Below are 18,756 nucleotides of genomic sequence, written 5' to 3'. Positions count from 1 at the left end.
GCGCCGCCCATCCGCCGGTTCAGGCGGAGTAGTACATGTCGAACTCGATCGGATGGGTCGCCATCCGGAACCGGGTGACTTCGTTCATCTTCAGCGCGATGTAGCCGTCGATGAGGTCGTCGGAGAACACGTCCCCGGCCTTCAGGAAGTCGCGGTCCTTGTCGAGTGCGTCCAGCGCCTGGTCCAGCGCATGGCAGACGCGCGGAATGTCGCGCTCTTCTTCCGGCGGCAGGTCGTACAGGTCCTTGTCCATCGGCGAACCCGGGTCGATCTTGTTCATGATGCCGTCCAGGCCGGCCATCATCATCGCCGCGAAGGTCAGGTAGGGGTTGCCGGAGGCGTCGCCGAAGCGGACTTCGATCCGTCGTGCCTTGGCGTTGGCCACCCACGGCACCCGGCACGACGCCGAGCGGTTGCGGGCCGAATAGGCCAGCAGCACCGGCGCTTCGAAGCCCGGCACCAGGCGCTTGTAGCTGTTGGTGGTCGAGTTCGAGAAGGCGTTGATCGCGCGGGCATGCTTGAAGATGCCGCCGATGTAGTGCAGCGCGGTTTCCGAAAGACCGCCGTAGCCGTCGCCGGAGAACAGGTTCTTGCCCTCCTTGGCCAGCGACTGGTGGACGTGCATGCCCGAGCCGTTGTCGCCGACCAGCGGCTTCGGCATGAAGGTCGCGGTCCGACCGTGCAGGTGGGCGACGTTGTGCACGATGTACTTCAGCATCAGCAGCTCGTCGGCCTTGCGGGTCAGCGAGTTGAAGCGCGTGCCGATCTCGCACTGGCCGGCGGTGCCGACTTCGTGATGATGCACTTCGACCGGGATACCGCAGGCTTCCAGCGTCATGCACATGACCGAGCGCAGGTCGGCCAGGCTGTCGACCGGCGGCACCGGGAAATAGCCGCCCTTGATCTTCGGGCGATGGCCGGTGTTGCCCTCGCCGTATTCCTTGTGGGTGTTCCAGGCCGCTTCCTCGGAATCGATGTGGTAGGAACAGCCGGCCATGTCGTTCTTCCAGCGGACATCATCGAAGACGAAGAACTCCGGCTCCGGGCCGAAGTAGGCGGCGTCGGCGATGCCGCTGGCGGCCAGGTAGGCCTCGGCACGCTTGGCCAGCGAGCGCGGGCAGCGGGTGTAGGCCTGCAGCGTGTCCGGCTCGAGCACATCGCAGGTGACGTTCAGGGTGGCGTGTTCGGCGAAGGGGTCGAGGAAGGCGGTCGAGGGGTCCGGCATCAGGACCATGTCGGACTCGTTGATGCCCTTCCAGCCGGTGATCGACGAGCCGTCGAACATCTTGCCTTCTTCGAGCAGGTCGGCGTCGACGGCGGAGGCCGGAAGGGTCACGTGCTGCTCCTTGCCCGGCGTGTCGGTAAACCGCAGGTCGACGAATTCGATCTCGTCATCCTTGATGCGTTTCAGGATGTCATCAGCGCTCATGGGACAGTCGTCCTTGTTGAATGGGAGGCAAAAGTATGGTAGCGGATTGGCGCGCGCCTCGCGGCACCACACGAGAGGATTTTTCGATTGTTTCGATTGTTTGGATCGGCCGGGCCGCCGAGGACGCGCGCAGGGGCTCGATCCGTTGAGCCCTGCGGTCCGGGTCGGCTCAGCCGGGCTGCGGCCAGAACAGCACCAGCAGCGCGATGCCCAGTATCAGGCGGTAGACCACGAACGGCAGCATGCCGGCCCGGCGCAGCCAGGCCAGGAACGCCGCGATGGTCAGCCAGGCGAACAGGCCGGAGACCGCCGCGGCCAGCGCGAACTGGGCCAGCTCGAAGCTTCCGCCGTCGCGCAGGCCGCGAACGAAGCCCCAGCTGCCGGCCGCGGCGATGATCGGGATCGAAAGCAGGAAGGAGTAGCGCGCCGCGGCCTCGCGGGCCAGGCCCAGCGCAAGGCCGGCGGTGATCGTTACACCCGAGCGCGACGTGCCCGGAATCAGCGCCAGGGTCTGCGCCAGGCCGATCAGCAGGGCGCTGCGCCAGCCGACCGACTCGACCGGCCGGGCGCCCCGCCCCCAGCGATCCGCCGCGCCGAGCAGCAGCCCGAACACGATGGTGGTCACCGCGATCAGCAGCGGACTGCGCAGCCAGGCCTCGATCCAGTCGGCGGCGAACGCACCGACCAGCAGCGCCGGCAGCGTTGCGATCACCAGGCCGATCAGCAGCACGCGCTGTACCGGGTCGCGGCCCGGCAGCCCGTCCCGGAGAAGCCCGGTCAGCTCGGGCCGCAGGTGGAGCATTACCGCGACCAGCGTCCCGGCGTGCACCGCCGCATCGAACGCCAGCCCCTGGTCTGCCCAGCCGGTCAGCGGCGCGACCAGCGCCAGATGGGCCGAGCTGGACACCGGCAGGAACTCGCTGACGCCCTGGATCAGGGCCAGCACGATGAGCTGGAAGAACGTCACGACGGGTCGGCGCCTTCAGCGGAGGGGTTCACGGGTTCCGGACTCCGGGGTCGAACTCACGATCGCAGATCATTGCATCCATTCCGAGCGGTCTTCCCGACAACCAACAACCAACAACCGACAACCGACAACCGACAACCGACAACCAACAACCAACAACCAACAACCAACAACCAACAACCGGGAATCGGAAACCGGAAACCGCCGATTTCAGCCCACCTCCGGATTCAGCGTGTAGGTGCCGGTCAGGCTGGCCTCGGCCAGGATATGGTCGCGCAGGGCCTCGGCGGCTTCGCGGCCATCGAAGTCGGGCGAGACTTCGAGGCGATCGACGTCCAGCGCGTAGACGACGAAACGGTAGTGGTGGAGCAGCTCGTCGTTCCACGGCGGGCACGGGCCGTCGTAGCCGTAGTACTGGCCGGCCATCCGTTCGTCGCCGGCCATGAACGAGGTGTAGTCGTTCAGGCCCTGGCGGGTGCCGGCCGGGCCCGGCGGTTGGCGCTTGCCGCCCGGCGTGACGCCGCGGCCGCATTCACCGGTCTCGAGTTCGCGACGGTCGGCGGGCAGGTCGATCATGACCCAGTGATAGAAGTCGACACGCTTGAGCGTGGCCGGGACCGTCCGACCTTCCCGGTTGACGTCGTCGGCCATCGACGGCACGTCGGGATCGACGCACAGGATCGCGAACGAGCGGGTGCCCTCGGGCACGTCGTCCCAGGCCAGGTGCGGACTGACGTTGTCGGACAGCTCCATCGGCGCGTCGTCGGACAGGCGACCGAACGCGAAGCGCGGATCGATCGGCCGGCCGTCCTGGATGTCGTTGGAATTGAGCTTCATGTTCACCTCGTCGAACGTGGGACCGGAAGAAAAACTCGTCGATGCGACCTCGGTATCCTACTCGGACGATCGGAAGGATTGTCAGGGAGACCGTTCTTCCGGTGGCCCCCGTCGCAGGCCGACCCGGCGCTGCCGACGACCTACGTCCATTCCAACAGGCTGCTTCCATGACCCAGTGCACTCCCCGCCGTCCTCGCTTCACCGCGTTTTTCTGCGCCGCCACGCTGCTGATGCTATCGGCCTCGGCGGTCGGCGCAGACGATCTGCCGGGGCTCGACCGGCCGGCCGCGCCGCGCCCCGGGCTGCCGACGCTGAACACGCTGCTCGGCTTCGAGCCCGGCGCGCGCCACCCGCGCAACGACGAACTGGTGCGGTACTACCGGGCGCTCGCCGAGGTCTCCGACCGAATGACGATCGAGACCATCGGCCGCTCCAGCGGCGGCCGCGAACAGGTGCTGGCAGTGTTCGGCACGCCCGATCGACTGGCCCGACTGGACGATCTGCGCCGCGGCCGGATCGAGGCCAGCCGGGACGGCGAAGGGCCGGTCGTGGTCTGGCTCGGGTACTCGGTTCACGGCAACGAGGCTTCGGGTGCGTCGGCCGCGCCGATCGTCGCCTGGTGGCTGGCGGCCAGCGACGACCCCGAGGTCGCGGCCTGGCTGGAGCACGTGGTCGTGGTCATGGAGCCGGTCATCAATCCCGATGGCGTCGACCGCTTCGCGCACTGGGCCAACATGCACCGCGGGCGCAACCCGTCGGCCGATCCGAACGACCGCGAGCACAACGAGGGCTGGCCGAACGGTCGGACCAGCTACTACTGGTTCGACCTGAACCGCGACTGGCTGCCGCTGACCCACCCGGTCTCGCGAAACCGCATCCGGCACTACCGGCAGTGGCGCCCGCACGTGCTGACCGACGTCCACGAGATGGGATCGCGGTCGACCTATTTCTTCCAGCCCGGCATTCCGGAGCGCAACAACCCGGCCACGCCGGAGCGCGTCTACGCGCTGACCGCCCGCATCGCCGAGTACCATGCCGAGCGGCTCGACGCCGCCGGCGAACCGTACTACAGCCGGGAAAGCTTCGACGATTACTACCTCGGCAAGGGCTCGACCTACCCCGACCTGACCGGCGGCGTCGGCATCCTGTTCGAGCAGGGCTCGTCGCGCGGTCACGTGATGGACACGCCCTACGGCCGGCGCACCTTCGCCGAGGCCATCGCCAACCAGGTCCGGACCTCGCTGTCGACGCTGGAGGCGAGCGTGGCGCTGCGCGACGAGCTGCGCGCCCACCAGGCCGACTTCTTCGCCGAGGCGCTGGACAACGACCGCCGCGGCGGCTGGCTGCTCGGTGACGGCGGCGACCCGGCCCGCGCCGAACGGCTGCTGGCAATGCTGGTCGGTCACGGCATCGACGTGCGTACGGTCAGCGGCGCGATCTCGATCGACGGCAGGGAGTTTCCGGCCGGCTCGGCCTGGGCGATTCCCGCCCGCCAGGACCTCGGCCGATTCGTCGAGGCGATCTTCGACACGCCGACCGAGCTGCCGATGGAGACCTTCTACGACGTCTCGGCCTGGCCGCTGCAGTACGCCTTCGACCTGCCGCTGGAGCCGGTCCGCCGCCTGCCGGCGACCGGCGCAGCGCTGACCGAGGCCACGCTGGCAGGGCCGGCGCCGGACAGCCCGGCCGTCGACGCCGTGGCCTGGGCCATCGACTGGCGCCAGCACCGGGCGCCGGCCGTGCTCGCCGCCCTGCTGGCCGACGGCTACCGCGTCCAGGCCGCCGAGGCGCCGATGACCCTGCAGACGAGCTCGGGCACGCTGGACTTCGATCGGGGCAGCGTGGTGGTGCACGGCGGAATCCAGCCCGACCACCTGGCGCCGGTCGCCGAACGACTGGCCGCCCTGGGCGAGCGACACGCCGTCGCGATCCACGCGGTCCGCTCCGGCCTGGCCCGCGACGGCCTCGACCTCGGCAGCCCGAGCCTGCCGGTGATCGAGCCGCCGCGCGCGGCGCTGCTGACCGGCGACGGGCTGAACCCCTACAGCGCCGGCGCCCTTTGGCGCTGGTTCGACGTTCACCTCGACCAGCCGGTGACGATGCTGGATGTCACCGACCTGCCCGGCGAACTCGACGACTACACCCACCTGTTGCTGCCGGGCGGCCGCTACGACGGGTTCGGCGACGCGTTCGAAGCGCGGCTGGTCGAGTTCGTCCGCGGCGGCGGCCAGCTGATCGCCGTGCGCAATGCCGCCGCCTGGGTCGAGTCGCTGGACCTGGGCTGGTCGTTCATCGACGAAGAGGCAGGCGACGCCGACCCGGACACCACCCCGGCGCGCTACGCCGACTTCGAGCTCGACGCCGCTCGGCGACTGATCGGCGGCTCGGCGCTGGCGGTGACGCTGGACCCTACCCACCCGTTGGGCTGGGGCTATGGCCGGGCCCGGAGCGATGATGCCGACGATCGTCGCGACGATCGTCGCGACAATCGTCGCCTGGTGCTGTTCCGCCAGGGCGCGCACGTGCTGAAGACCACCGACAATCGCTACGCGCGTCCGGCGCGCTACACAGAATCACCGCTGGTGGCCGGCTATCTGGCGGCTCCGGTCGCCGAGGAGCTGGCCGCCACCACCGCGATCGGCGCCGACCGCTTCGGCGGTGGCCTGGTCGTTCGGATTGCCGACGACGTGGTGTTCCGGGGCTACTGGGCCGGCGCCGAGCGGCTGCTGGCCAACGCGCTGTTCCACGGCCAGCAGGTCCGGCGGACAAACCGACCGTAACCCGCCGCGGCGCGATCCTGAAGGAACAACGAAACGAGCCGGGCTGCGGCCCGGCTCGAGGATCCGGGTCGGGTCCGGGCCGGGCCTCGATCAGCCGGTGCCGGCCACCAGGTCCTCGTGTTCCCGGCCGGCCACGTCGAGCAGCGCGTCGGACTCGACGATCGACACCAGCTTGCCGCGCACGGCGAGCATGCCCTGCTTCTGCATCCAGCTCAGCGTGCGCGAGACGGTCTCGATGGTCAGGCCGAGGTAGTTGGCGATATCGCGCCGGTCCATCGCCAGCCGGAACCTGTCGCCGTCCTTGCCGCGCCGCGTGAGGCGGCGCGACAGGTTCAGCAGGAAGGTCGCCACGCGGGCCCGCGCGTCGAGCCGGTTGATGACCAGCATCAGTTCGCGCGTCTCGGCCATGTCGATCGACAGCAGCTTCAGCAGCAGATGGTTCAGGTCCGGGCTGTCGTCGAGAATCTTCTGCAGCTCGCGGTACGGGATCTCGCAGTACCGGCTGTCCTCGAGCGCCACCGCGAACTCCGGATGGGCCTCGTTGCCGATCGCATCAAGACCGATCAGCTCGCCGGGCAAGTGAAAGCCGGTGACGATCTCGTCGCCATCGCGGGAAATCTGGTAGGTCTTGACGGTCCCGGAACGAACCACGCAGATGCTCTTGAGCTTCTGGCCGGCGTGAAAGAGATGGACATCCCGGCCCAGCGGGCGCTGCCGGCGGATGATCCGGTCCAGGTCGTCGCGGCGCGACTCGGCCACATCCTGGGCGAAGCACAGGTCGAACAGGCCGCAGTCGCGGCATGATGTCGTCGGTTGGCCGGCTTCTTTCAGGGAAATCGGTTCACTCATCGCCGGACTCCTTGGATCATCACCTGCTGATATTCGAAGGATAGCAGACGATGCGTCCTTCACGCAGCAGGGTCAGACAATGGAATCGCCGATGTTTTTCCGATCGCCGATGCGGGCCCGGCCGTCGCCCTTCGGCCCGGATCCAGGGCGCTCAGATGATCCGTGAGAACCGACGCGGACCGCTGGAGTCTCCGGCCGGCTGGAGGTAGGCGTCGAACGCCATCGCGACCGCACGCAGGAACAGCAGGCCCGCCGCAGTCGCGCGGAACCCGTCCTCGACCCATTCGATCAGACCGTCGTCGACCAGCGGCTCGAGACGCGCCAGCGCGTCGGCGAAATAGCGGCGGAAGCGGAACTCGTAGTGCTGCTCGAAATCGGCGTAGCGGACCTCACCGGTGCACATGATCGTGCTGATGACCTCGGCGCGCAGCCGATCATCGGTGGTCCGGACCAGGCCGCGCGCGATCGGCAGCCGGCCGGCGCGCACGTCGGCCTGCCAGTCCGGCAACCCTCGATGGTTCTGCGCGAAGGCGTCGCCGACCTGGCCGATGGCGCTCGGACCGAAGGCCAGCAGGTCGAGCCCGCCATGGGTCGAATAGCCCTGGAAGTTGCGCGTCATGGTGCCGTCGCGGTGGGCTCGGGCCAGATCGTCGTCGGGCAAGGCGAAATGATCCATGCCGATGAACTCGTACCCGGCATCGAGAAGACGCGACAAGGTATTGCGAAACAGCGCCAGCTTGACCGTCGGGGTCGGCAGGTCCTCGCCCTTGATCCGCTGCTGGGCCTTGAAGCGATGGGGCATGTGGGCGTAGTTGAACAGCGAGATCCGGTCCGGGCGAAGCTCGTTCAGGATGTCCTCGACCGTCCGGGCGAAGGCCTCGGTGGTCTGCAGCGGCAGGCCGTAGATCAGGTCGACGGAGATCGAGTCGATGCCGACCGCGCGCGCCGCGCCGAAGATCGAGGCGATCCGGGCCAGGTCGTGCACCCGGTTGACCGCGCGCTGAACGTCCGGATCCAGGTCCTGGATGCCCAGCGACAGGCGGTTGAAGCCGATCCGCCGCAACTGCGGCAGGTCTTCCGGCTCCAGCGAACGAGGATCGGCCTCGAGACCGATTTCGGCATCCGAGGCGAACCGGAACCGGGCCTTGAGCATCCGGATCAACTGCTCGATCTGCATCGGCTGCAGGAAAGTCGGCGTGCCGCCGCCCAGGTGCACCTGGCGGACCTCGCGATCGTCGTCGATGTTCGGCGCGACCAGGTCGATCTCGCGCTCGAGGTCGTTGAGGAACTCCTGGCCGGCGAACGGCGAGCGGGTGATCACCCGATTGCAGCCGCAATAGAAGCACGGGCTGAAGCAGAACGGCACGTGGACGTAGATCGACAGGTCGGCCGGAATCGGCAGCCGGTTGCTCTCGCCCAGGGCACGTTTCCAGGCGCGCGCGTCGAACGCGTCGTCGAACTGCAGGGCAGTCGGGTAGGAGGTGTAGCGCGGCCCTTCGCCGCCGTAACGGGCGATCAGGTCGGCATCGAATCGTGGTCGCATCGCTTGGCTCATCGCGATCTGGAGGGCAGTTGCTGCGGTTTCCGATGGCTAGGCAGTCTAGGGAGCGTCGACCGGTCAATCATTGACCGCAATCAACTTTGCCGAAGATTTCGTGCATCAACCGCTGACGCAGTCGACCAGGAAGCGCACCGCCGAGTGATCGGTCGCGTGGGCCAGCCAGGGGCCGGCGGCGACCAGCACACCGGTCAGCGCAACGACCGTGGCGGCCGTGCCGCGCAGCCACACCGCCCGCAGCCGGCTGCGCAACCGGGCCACGGCCAGCCCGCCCCCGACGAGCAGCGGCAGCGTGCCCAGGCCGAAGCCGAGCACCAGCGCGATCGTGGCGACCGGGTCGCCGAGCAACCAGGCCGCGGCCAGGACGCCGTACAGCAGGCCGCACGGCAGCAGCCCCCACAGCAGCCCCAGGCCGACCGCCTTGTCGAAGCGATCGGCCGGCAGCATGCGGGCGAACAGCGGCATGACCCGGCGGGTCAGCGGCGCGGCGGCCTCGCCCAGCACGTCGCGCAGCCGGCCCGGCAGCGCGATGTAGGCGGCGATCAGCAGCAGCAGCAGGCCCAGCGCCACCCGGAAGACGACCACGCCGCCGGCCGGCAGGACCTGCTCGGGCAGCATGCCCAGTGCAGTCAGCAACAGGCCGAGAATCAGGTAGCTGGTCAGGCGACCGACGTGGAACCCCGCGGCCAGGGCGTCCCGGCCGCGCGGCACCTGGCCGTGCAGCACGGCGAGAATCCCGCCGCACATCGCCACGCAGTGGGGCGAACCGAACAGCCCGGCGAGCAGTCCGGTGACCAGCGCCGCACCCGGGGTCATTCCCGGTCCTCGTCCGCCGTCGAGTTCTCGCCGGAGCCGGCGGCCTGCCGTGACGACCGACGCTTGCGCACATCGTCTTCGTCTTCGAGCACGTCCAGGGCCGGCGTTTCGAGGTCGTCGAACTGGTTGTTGCGGACCGCCCAGAAGAAGGCCCAGACCGCCAGCGACAGCAGCAGCAGCGACAGCGGAATCAGCAGGTAGATGATGTTCATGCCGCGCCCGGCGCGGTTTCGCCGGCGGCCATCGACGCAGCGCCGCGGGCCGGCACCGTCCGGCGGCCCAGCCGCTGCGCGTTCAGCACCACGGCCAGCGAACTGGCCGACATGCCGATCGCCGCGGCCCATGGCGGAACCAGGCCGACCGCCGCCAGCGGCAGCGCGGAGATGTTGTAGGTCAGCGCCCAGGTCAGGTTCTGGCGGATCACGCGGCGAACCTTCGGGGCGCGCCGGAACAGGTCGACCAGCGGCCGCAGGTCGCGCCCGGTGGCCACCAGGTCGGCCTGGGTGCGTGCGATCGCCGCGCCTTCGGCCAGTGCGATCGCGATGTCGGCGCCGGCCAGCACCGGAGCGTCGTTGATCCCGTCGCCGACCATGGCCACCCGTGCGCCCTGCGCCTGCAGTTCGGCCACGCGCGCGAGCTTGTCTTGCGGCGACATGCCGGCCTCGGCGTGCTCGATGCCGAGTTGCTCGGCGATCCGCCGCACGTTCACGGCGCGGTCGCCGGAGGCCAGGTGGACTTCGATGCCGGCCTGCTCGAGGCCGGCGACCAGTTCGCGGGCACCGCGGCGCAACCGGCTGTCGATGCCGAAGGTCGCGATCGACGCCGGGTCGTGGCTGGCCAGCGCAATCCAGATCCCTTCGGCCGGTACCTCGATCGCATGCCCGGCCATCCCGGCGACCCAGTCGGCCCGGCCGAGCCACCATCGGCGGCCATCGATTTCGGCACTGACCCCGGCCCCGGCCACGCTGTCGGCGTCGATGACCGGGCGGCCGTCGTCGTGGGTCCGGAATGCGCTTGCGATCGGATGCGCGCTGGCCCGCTCGAGGGCTGCGGCGACGGCCAGCGCGCGGTCGGGCTGCGCGGCGCGGACATCGACGATGGCCATTCTCGGCTCGGTCAGCGTGCCGGTCTTGTCGAGCATCACGTGGGTGATGTCCGGCAGGGCTTCCAGCGCATCGGGGTTCGCGGTCAGCACGCCCTGCTCGGCCAGGCTGCGGGTGGCCGCGGCCAGCGCCGTGGGCGTGCCCAGAGCCAGCGCGCAGGGGCAGGCCACGACCAGCATCGCCAGCGTGATCGGAATCACCCGCGACGGATCGTGCAGGCCCCAGGCGACGCCGGCGACGACGGAGGAGGCCAGGATCACGGCGATGAAGATGCCGGCCGCACGATCGGCCAGCAGGGCCAGCCTCGGGCGACGTCGACGCGCTTCGCTGAGCAGCTCGATGATGCCGCTGATCACGGTGGCCTGGCCGACCGCTTCGATCCGCACGGTCAGCGAGCCGCCGGCCACCAGGCTGCCGGCCAGCACGGCATCGCCGGGCACGCGGCCGCGCGGTTCGGATTCGCCCGACAGCAGCGACTCGTCGACCCGGCCGCGGCCCTCGACGACCCGACCGTCGGCCGGCACGACTTCACCATCGCCGACCAGCACGCGGTCGCCGGCGGCCAGTTCGACCACGCCCACGGTCTCGGTGCCGCGGTCGGTGACCCGCCGCGCCTGGTCGGGCAGCGCCCGGGCCAGCGCGCTGTGCACCGCGCCGGAACGCTGGCGCGCCACCATCACGGCGAATCGGCCGAGCAGCAGGAAGAACAGGAACATCACGACCGAGTCGAAGTAGACCTCGCCCTCGCCGAACAGCGTGATCAGCACGCTGGAGAACAGCGCGATCAGCAGCGCGGCGGCCACCGGCACATCGATGCCGAGATGGCGCTGCATGAGATGCCGCAGCGCCGATCGGTAGAACGGCTGGCCGGCATACAGCGCCACCGGCACGGCAACCAGCATGCTGATCAGCCGGAAGAACTCCTCGGTCTGGGCATCCATTCCCTGGAAGGCGCCGATGTACTTGGCCAGCGCGTAGCTCATGACCTGCATCATGCCCAGTGCCGAGACCATCAGGTAGCGCAGCATCCGGTGGCGCTCGTTGCGATCGCGTTCGACGCCGGAATCCGGGGTGTCGAGGTGCGGCGGGTAGCCCAGCCGATCGAGCGCCGCGGCCAGCTGCGAAAGCGGCGTGGCGGCCGGATCGAAGGTCAGCCGCAGGCGGCCGTCGCCGACGTCGAGCCGGCTCTCGGCAACGCCGGGGAACCCCGACAGGTAGTGGTTGACCAGCCAGGCGCAGGCCGCGCAATGGACATTTTCCAGCACCAGCACGATGCTGCGCCGGTCCGCGCCGGGCGCCGTGGCGTGATAGTCGAGCACCGCGTCTCGATCCCAGGCCAGGTAGTCGCCGGCCCGGTCGGCCTCGGGGCGCTCGGGCAGGCGGTCACGGAAGTCGTAGTAGCGGCCCAGGCCGGATTCGTGGATCAAGGTGGCCACGGCCCGGCAGCCGCTGCAGCACATCGGCCGGGCCTCGCCGTCGATCTCGACCGACAGCTCGACCCCGGGCGGCACCGGTTCGCCGCAGTGGAAGCAGGAAGTTTCACTCATCGAAGAATCACCGGCATCGATTTCATGACCCGAACGTGAACGTCGTCCAAGACCGACCGCGCGCCGCGGTCAGAGATGTTCCGGGACGAGCTGGATGTCCACCACGCCGTCCTCGAGCTCATAGGCCGACGAGATCCACCAGCTCTGCTCCAGGTCGGACACGATCATCCGGCCACGCGGCGGCAGGGACTCGACCCGGCCGGCATAGCGCCCGTCGGCCGTGCGGATCAGCATCAGCTGGCGATCACGCGACGCGTCGGTCGGGTGCTGGGCCAGCAGCAGGACGGTATCGGCCAGCGCATCGGCCTCGACCGACTGCAGGTCCAGCCGCAGCTCGTCGCCGCTCAGCGCCAGGCGGCCGGCCAGCCCCAGCGCTTCGGCCCGGTCGAAGCGGACGTGGGTGTCGACCAGCGCCTTGCCGAGCCTGGCGTAGTCGCCGGTCATCATCTGCGGCGGATTGAGCACCGCGAAGACCAGCGTGGTGGTCGCCGACACCACGCCCCAGCCCAGGATCGCGAGAATGAACCAGGGCCAGAACTGCTTGTACCAGGGGGTGGAATCGGTGCGCTGCATCGCGGGTCTCCGGCGTTTTGCGCATCTTCCCCGACGATCCGGGCCGCCGGGTTGATGGGCGTCAAACCTTCACGCCATTGTACGCGCCGAATTCGATCGGCCCGGCCGATCGGATGAGCCGATCTGCAAGCGGAAGGCCGATCGATGCGGCGGCTGACCGAGCGCGCCGATCGAATCGGCGTCAGCCGCCGGACGGCACGAAGAACCGGGTCTCGGCGGTGGTGTCGGGGCCGTCCTCGTCTTCGGCGTCGAGCCGGATCTCGATCGTCTGCATGCCCGGACCGACCCGGTCGGCCGGCACCGAGAGCGTCATCGGTCGGTCGACGACCTCGCCGGCGGGCACTTCGATCGCGCCGGTCGGCGTGACCACGCGCAATCCCTCCAGACCCGAGGCGGTCACGGTCAGGCGTTGCATCTGCTCGGTGCGGTTGGTGATCTTCAGCGAGAACGGGTTCTCGATCTCCGGACCGGCCAGGCGGTACAGCGCGTTGCGGTCGCGCAGCACGTCGAGATGGATTGCCTCGCGGCCGGTCAGGACCAGGCCGAACAATGCAATCAGCGCCAGCAGCACGCCGAGATAGATGAACAGCCTCGGCCTGAGCACGCGGGTGGGCTTGTGGGCCAGCGCGTTCTCGGTGGTGTAGCGGATCAACCCGCGCGGATAGCCCATCTTGTCCATGACCTCGTCGCAGACATCGATGCAGGCCGCACAGGCGATGCACTCGATCTGCAGGCCGTCGCGGATGTCGATGCCGGTCGGACAGACCTGGACACAGCCCTGGCACTCGATGCAGTCGCCGAGACCCAGCGCGTCCTTGTCGGCATCCTTGCGCCGCTTGCCACGCGGCTCGCCCCGCTCGCGGTCGTAGGAGATGACCAGGCTGTCGTCGTCGAACATCGCCGACTGGAAGCGGGCGTAGGGGCACATGTACTTGCAGACCTGCTCGCGCAGGTAGCCGGCGTTGCCGTAGGTGGCAAAGCCGTAGAAGAAGGTCCAGAACACCTCCCAGCCGCCGGCGTTGAAGGCCAGCAGCGACGGCACGAGTTCCCGGATCGGCGTGAAGAAGCCGACGAAGGTGATGCCCGTCCACAACGAGAAGGTGATGAACAGGAACTGCTTGAGTGCCTTCTTGCGCACCTTCTCGGCCGTCCACGGTGCCTTGTCGAGCTTCATGCGCTTGTTGCGCGGCCCCTCGGCGAAGCGTTCCATCCACAGGAACACCTCGGTCCAGACCGTCTGCGGACAGGCATACCCGCACCACAAGCGCCCGGCCAGCGCGGTGAAGAAGAACAGCGAGATCGCCGCGATCGCCAGCAGCAGCGCCAGCATGAAGAAGTCCTGCGGCCAGAAGGTCAGCCCGAACACGTGGAACTCGCGGGCCGGCAGGTCGAACAGCACGATCTGCGTCCCGCCCAGGTTGATCCAGGGCAGCACGTAGAACAGCCCCAGCAACACCCAGGCGGCCAGCACCCGCAGCCGCGAGAAACGCCCCGACACCTCGCGCGGGTAGACCTTGGGGGCCTTGACGTAGAGCTTCAGTTCGTCGGGTGCACTCGTGCTCATGTTGAGATCCTGGAAAAACAGTGAACCGCAGATTTCGCGGAGACACGCAGAGGACCAGCAGCAAGAAAGGGACCACCCGGGTCTGCGCTCCGCCGCTCGATACTCGCTGTCCGGCCTGCCGGCCGGCATCTCGATTGCTCCGCTTCTCCTTTTGTCATCTGCGGTGATCTGCGGTTCGGACGTTTTCGAAAAAGGCTTCCAGGCATCAATGGAACCGGGACCGCGGCCTCAGCAGCAGCCAGGTGAAGGTGCAGGCCGAGGCGAAGCCGGCCCAGAAGCCCATGAAGGCGATGGTGTAGCCGGCCTCGCGCGAGATCTCGACCTCGGGGAAGCTGATCATCGCCAGGTCGATCGGATCGACGAAGGCGAACAGCACCATGGTGGCCACGCCGGCGCCGAAGAACGAGGGCCAGAGGATCGCCCCCAGGCGCTGGGCCAGGGGGCGCGGCGGATGCTCGATGAAGCCGCTCGTCGATTCGCTCACGCCGTCACTCTCCGCCGAACCGGTCCTGCATGCTCAGGATGTAGGCCGTGACCAGGCGCGTCCGGGTCTCGCCGATCAGGTCCTTCTGCGCCGGCATCACGCCGGCCCGTCCGTTCCGGATGGTCGCGCGGATCGTATCCAGGTCGCCGCCGTAGGTGTAGACCCCGGCGGTCAGGTCCGGCGCGCCGAGGATCGGGTTGCCCTTGCCCTCGGGTCCGTGGCAGGCCGCGCAGACCTGCATGTAGTGCTGCCGACCCGCGGCGGCCATCGACGCGTCGACCTCCTGACCGGCCAGTTGCTGGACGTAGACGGCGGTCCGCGTCACGCCTTCGGCGCCCAGCGCGTCACCGAACGGCGGCATCGCTGCACGGCGACCGTTGAGAATCGAGGTCAGGACCTGCTGCGGCTCCGAGCCCCAGATCCAGTGGTCGTCGGTCAGGTTGGGATAACCGGTCGCACCGCGCGCGTCGACGCCGTGGCAGGTCGAGCAGTTGTGGGCATACAGGTTGCGGCCCATGTCCACGGCCTGGTCGTTGACGGCCAGCTGCTCGAGCTCCATGTTGGCCAGCTCGGCGAACTGCGTCTCGAAGGCGGCACGCGCATCGGCCATCTCTTCCTCGTACTGTTTTTCCTGTGTCCAGCCGAGTACGCCTTCGTAGCGACCGAGACCCGGATACAGGATCAGGTAGATGATCGAGAACGCGATCGTGATCCAGAACAGGCCCAGCCACCAGCGCGGCAGGGGGTTGTTCAGTTCGCGCAGGTCGCCGTCCCAGACGTGTCCGGTGGTCTCGCTGCCGTCGTCTTCCTTCTTCGATTCGATGCGCAGCTTCTGGGACCAGACCAGGAACCAGACCGTGACGATCAGCGTGCCGACCGTAAGCGCGATGATGTACCAGTGCCAGAACGTGCTCATGACTCCTTCTCCCGATGCTCGTGTTCAGCGGCGTCGCCCTGTTCGTCGGAATCCTCGAGCGGCAGGTGGGCCTGCTCGTCGAAATCCTCGCGGCGCTTGACAATGAAGACCCAGACGACGATGGCCAGGAAACCCAGCAGCGACAGCAGCGTGACGATGCCGCCGCTCACTGGCTGCCTCCGGCGACCACCGGCGCGGTGCGCTGACCGGTCCAGTCCTGCCCCATGCCCTGCAGGTAGGCGATCACCGCCTGCAGTTCGGTCACGCCGACCAGGTCGTCGCCGGCCGCAGCGATCTGCTCGTCGGTGTACGGCGTGCCGACGCGGCGCAACGCACGCATCCGGCCCTGGATCTCGGCCGGGTCGACCCGCTTCTCGGCCAGCCACGGGTAGGCCGGCATGTTGGAGTCCGGCACCACCGCGCGCGGGTCCATCAGATGCAGCTCGTGCCAATCGTCGGAGTACTTGCCGCCGACCCGGGCCAGGTCCGGCCCGGTGCGCTTCGAACCCCACTGGAACGGCCGGTCGTAGACGAACTCGCCGGCGACCGAGTAGTGGCCGTAGCGCTCGGTCTCGGAGCGGAACGGGCGGATCTGCTGGCTGTGGCAGCCGTAGCAACCCTCGGCGATGTAGACGTCGCGGCCGGCCAGCTCGATCGCGCTGTAGGGTTCCACGCCATCGGCCGGCTCGACGATCGTTGCCTTGAACATCAGCGGAACGATCTGGGTCAACCCGCCGAGACTGATGACGACCAGGATCAGCACGGCCATCAGGCCGATGTTCTTCTCGATTGTTTCATGTGCCATGTCGGTCTCTCCTTCAGGCCGGCTGCGGGATGGCCACGGCCTTGTTGCGTTCCGGCGCGTTCTGCCAGGTCTTGTAGACGTTCCAGACCATGAACACCATGCCGCTGAGGAACACGACACCGCCGAGCAGGCGCAGCATGTAGAACGGTTCGGTGCGCTTCAGGACCTCGATGAAGGTGTAGGTCAGCGTGCCGTCATCGTTGAACGTGCGCCACATCAGGCCCTGCATCAGGCCGGCGGCCCACATCGCGGTGATGTACAGCACGGTGCCGATGGTCGAGGTCCAGAAGTGCCACTCGATCGCCTTGATCGAATACATCTTCTCCACGCCCCACAGCCGTGGGAACAGGGTGTAGAGGCTGCCGATCGAGATCATCGCGACCCAGCCCAGCGCACCGGAGTGCACGTGGCCGATCGTCCAGTCGGTGTAATGCGACAGCGAGTTGACCGTCTTGATCGACATCATCGGCCCTTCGAAGGTCGACATGCCGTAGAACGACAGCGCGACGATCATGAAACGCAGGATCGGGTCGGTGCGCAGCTTGTGCCAGGCGCCGGACAGCGTCATGATCCCGTTGATCATGCCGCCCCAGCTCGGCGCCAGCAGGATCAGCGAGAACACCATGCCGAGGGTCTGGGCCCAGTCCGGCAGCGAGGTGTAGTGCAGATGGTGCGGACCGGCCCACATGTAGATCGCGATCAGCGACCAGAAGTGGACGATCGAAAGCCGGTAGGAGTAGATCGGACGGCCGGCCTGGCGCGGCACGAAGTAGTACATCATGCCGAGGAACCCGGCGGTCAGGAAGAAGCCGACCGCATTGTGGCCGTACCACCACTGCACCATCGCGTCAACGGCACCGGCGTAGACCGGGTAGCTCTTCCACATGCCGGCCGGAATCGACAGGTTGTTGACGATGTGCAGGACCGCGATGGTCAGGATGAACGCGCCGTAGAACCAGTTGGCCACGTAGATGTGCTTGATCTGCCGTTTCGCGATCGTCCCGAAGAACACGATTGCGTAGGACACCCAGACCACGGCGATCAGCAGGGCCAGCGGCCATTCGAGCTCGGCGTATTCCTTGCCCATGGTGATGCCCAGCGGCAGGGTCACCGCCGCGCCGACGATCACCGCCTGCCAGCCCCAGAAGGTGAAGCCGACCAGCGGCCCGCCGAACAATCGCGCGTGGCAGGTGCGCTGGACCACGTAGTAACTGGTGGCGAACAGCGCCGAGCCGCCGAACGCGAAGATCACCGCGTTGGTGTGCAGCGGACGCAGACGGCCGTAGCTCAGCCACTCGATGCCGTAGGTGAGGTCGGGCCAGATCAGTTGCGCGGCGATCAGGACACCGACCGTCATCCCGACGATCCCCCAGACCACGGTCATGACCGCGAACTGCTTGACCACCCGATCGTTGTAGGTCGTGGCCGTGGCCCCGGACGCGACCCGATCATCGTACGTCGTTGCTTGTTCCATGAGCTTTTTATTCCGATGGCAGCGTTCGGGCGACATTCTCGTGGCCCGGCGATCGGGTCGAGTTGATCGGTGTCAACTCTTCACGCGGCCGGCCACGAACGCGGCCCGAATCATCGACCGGGGTATCCTTGCCGCTCATGGATACCGCCCACCACCGACCGCCCGCCGACATGCCGCTCGCTCCATCGGACTGGCTGCGCTGCGAGGCGCTGCGCCGTTTCGAGGACGCCGAAGGCGGTCCCTCGCTCGACGACCCGGCGACCCGCCGGGCGGCGCGTAGCGACGGCGGCCTGACCGAGCGGATCGCGCTCAGGGCCCGGCTGCATCCGGCCGGGGTGCGCCTCGGCGAATCGCTGCGCCGGGCCCTGGCCGGGGTGCGGATCGGCCTGCTCGTACTGGCCGTGCTGGGCGCGCTGCTCGGTGCTGCGGCGGCCCGGGCGCTGCTCGGCGGCGACGGCGTGGTCCAGCTTTCGTGGGCGCTGCTGACGCTGCTCGGCCTGCCGTCGCTGATGCTGGCGATCTGGCTGGTCGCCTGGCTGTGGCCGCGCAATGCCGCCACCGGCCTGCCCGGCCGCTCGATCTGGCTGGCGGCCGCCGCGCTGGCGCGCCGCTTCGACGCCTCCGGCCGGGGCCGGGCGGCGGCCGGCGCGCTGGCCGAGTACGGCCGCTCCGGCGGCGCTCGGATCGCCAGCGCCGCGACCCACCTGTTCTGGGCCGGCTACCTGTCCGGCGCCCTGCTGCTGCTGGCCGCCGCCTTCATCGGCCTGCGCTTCGACTTCGCCTGGGGCTCGACGCTGCTCGGCCCGGATGCGCTGGCCCCGGTCATCGAGGCACTGGGCCGGGTCGGCGCGCTGTGGCCGGGGGTCGCCGCGCCGGATCGCGAAGCCGTCGCCGCGCTGCTGATCGATCGCTCGCCGGCGGTCGACCGCGGCCTGTGGGCCGGGGTGCTGCTGGCCCTGCTGGCCCTGCTCGGCCTGCTGCCGCGACTGGTCCTGGCGATCGTGTTCCTGCTGCTGCATCGGCGGCAGCGGCTGGCGCTGGACCGCAGCCGGGC

The 18,756-nt window shown here is 68.6% G+C and carries 17 protein-coding genes; 2 read left to right on the top strand and 15 right to left on the bottom strand.

Translation table 11 applies throughout. The annotated features are described in order from the left end of the window. Nucleotides 1-19 precede the first annotated feature (19 nt). From glnA to HFP89_RS09445, 3 genes are all read right to left on the bottom strand, one after another. On the bottom strand, nt 20-1,429 hold the full coding sequence (gene glnA / locus HFP89_RS09455; protein WP_168717418.1) for a type I glutamate--ammonia ligase: 1,410 nt from the start codon (nt 1,427-1,429) through the stop codon (nt 20-22). Nucleotides 1,430-1,598: 169 nt separating this feature from the next. Further along, nucleotides 1,599-2,396, bottom strand: coding sequence for an undecaprenyl-diphosphate phosphatase (locus tag HFP89_RS09450; RefSeq protein ID WP_168717417.1), 798 nt, complete (start codon nt 2,394-2,396; stop codon nt 1,599-1,601). Between the two features lie 210 nt (nt 2,397-2,606). Further along, nucleotides 2,607-3,233: a YbhB/YbcL family Raf kinase inhibitor-like protein gene (locus tag HFP89_RS09445; RefSeq protein ID WP_168717416.1), complete on the bottom strand. Its 627-nt coding sequence runs from the start codon at nt 3,231-3,233 to the stop codon at nt 2,607-2,609. A 167-nt stretch (nt 3,234-3,400) separates the two neighbouring features. Between HFP89_RS09445 and HFP89_RS09440 the strand changes: the two genes are divergently transcribed. Continuing rightward, nucleotides 3,401-6,013, top strand: a complete 2,613-nt coding sequence (locus HFP89_RS09440; RefSeq protein WP_168717415.1) for a M14 family zinc carboxypeptidase — start codon at nt 3,401-3,403, stop codon at nt 6,011-6,013. Nucleotides 6,014-6,103: 90 nt separating this feature from the next. On the opposite strand, the gene fnr is transcribed toward HFP89_RS09440, so the two are convergent. From fnr to ccoN, 12 genes are all read right to left on the bottom strand, one after another. Next, nucleotides 6,104-6,862, bottom strand: coding sequence for a fumarate/nitrate reduction transcriptional regulator Fnr (fnr, locus tag HFP89_RS09435; RefSeq protein ID WP_168717414.1), 759 nt, complete (start codon nt 6,860-6,862; stop codon nt 6,104-6,106). Nucleotides 6,863-7,013: 151 nt separating this feature from the next. Continuing rightward, nucleotides 7,014-8,405: an oxygen-independent coproporphyrinogen III oxidase gene (gene hemN / locus HFP89_RS09430; protein ID WP_206212297.1), complete on the bottom strand. Its 1,392-nt coding sequence runs from the start codon at nt 8,403-8,405 to the stop codon at nt 7,014-7,016. A 117-nt stretch (nt 8,406-8,522) separates the two neighbouring features. Then, nucleotides 8,523-9,236, bottom strand: a complete 714-nt coding sequence (locus tag HFP89_RS09425) for a sulfite exporter TauE/SafE family protein (protein ID WP_168717412.1) — start codon at nt 9,234-9,236, stop codon at nt 8,523-8,525. Then, entirely contained in the window at nt 9,233-9,448 is a 216-nt protein-coding gene (ccoS, locus tag HFP89_RS09420; RefSeq protein WP_168717411.1) for a cbb3-type cytochrome oxidase assembly protein CcoS, read from the bottom strand. The genes HFP89_RS09425 and ccoS overlap by 4 nt, the downstream gene beginning before the upstream one ends. Beyond that, on the bottom strand, nt 9,445-11,886 hold the full coding sequence (locus tag HFP89_RS09415) for a heavy metal translocating P-type ATPase (protein ID WP_168717410.1): 2,442 nt from the start codon (nt 11,884-11,886) through the stop codon (nt 9,445-9,447). The genes ccoS and HFP89_RS09415 overlap by 4 nt, the downstream gene beginning before the upstream one ends. A gap of 69 nt (nt 11,887-11,955) precedes the next feature. Then, complete coding sequence (locus tag HFP89_RS09410; RefSeq protein ID WP_168717409.1) at nt 11,956-12,459, bottom strand: FixH family protein; 504 nt, start codon at nt 12,457-12,459, stop codon at nt 11,956-11,958. A 181-nt stretch (nt 12,460-12,640) separates the two neighbouring features. Further along, complete coding sequence (ccoG, locus tag HFP89_RS09405) at nt 12,641-14,023, bottom strand: cytochrome c oxidase accessory protein CcoG (protein WP_168717408.1); 1,383 nt, start codon at nt 14,021-14,023, stop codon at nt 12,641-12,643. Nucleotides 14,024-14,228: 205 nt separating this feature from the next. Beyond that, nucleotides 14,229-14,507, bottom strand: a complete 279-nt coding sequence (locus tag HFP89_RS09400) for a hypothetical protein (protein WP_168717407.1) — start codon at nt 14,505-14,507, stop codon at nt 14,229-14,231. A 4-nt stretch (nt 14,508-14,511) separates the two neighbouring features. Beyond that, nucleotides 14,512-15,423, bottom strand: a complete 912-nt coding sequence (gene ccoP, locus HFP89_RS09395; RefSeq protein ID WP_168717406.1) for a cytochrome-c oxidase, cbb3-type subunit III — start codon at nt 15,421-15,423, stop codon at nt 14,512-14,514. Next, on the bottom strand, nt 15,420-15,593 hold the full coding sequence (locus HFP89_RS09390) for a CcoQ/FixQ family Cbb3-type cytochrome c oxidase assembly chaperone (RefSeq protein WP_168717405.1): 174 nt from the start codon (nt 15,591-15,593) through the stop codon (nt 15,420-15,422). Before HFP89_RS09390 ends, ccoP begins: the two co-directional genes overlap by 4 nt. Beyond that, nucleotides 15,590-16,228, bottom strand: a complete 639-nt coding sequence (gene ccoO, locus HFP89_RS09385) for a cytochrome-c oxidase, cbb3-type subunit II (protein ID WP_168717404.1) — start codon at nt 16,226-16,228, stop codon at nt 15,590-15,592. Before ccoO ends, HFP89_RS09390 begins: the two co-directional genes overlap by 4 nt. A 13-nt stretch (nt 16,229-16,241) precedes the next feature. After that, complete coding sequence (gene ccoN / locus HFP89_RS09380; protein ID WP_168717403.1) at nt 16,242-17,702, bottom strand: cytochrome-c oxidase, cbb3-type subunit I; 1,461 nt, start codon at nt 17,700-17,702, stop codon at nt 16,242-16,244. Nucleotides 17,703-17,872: 170 nt separating this feature from the next. On the opposite strand from ccoN, the gene HFP89_RS09375 reads away from it, so the two are divergent. Continuing rightward, nucleotides 17,873-18,756, top strand: an 884-nt coding sequence (locus HFP89_RS09375; RefSeq protein WP_168717402.1) for a DUF2868 domain-containing protein, incomplete at its 3' end; no start/stop codon positions are given.

Origin of the sequence: Wenzhouxiangella sp. XN79A, assembly GCF_012272825.1 — a bacterium.
Taxonomy (GTDB): domain Bacteria; phylum Pseudomonadota; class Gammaproteobacteria; order Xanthomonadales; family Wenzhouxiangellaceae.
Note: the sequence above shows the minus strand (reverse complement) of the source record. Positions and strands in the feature narration are given on the sequence as shown.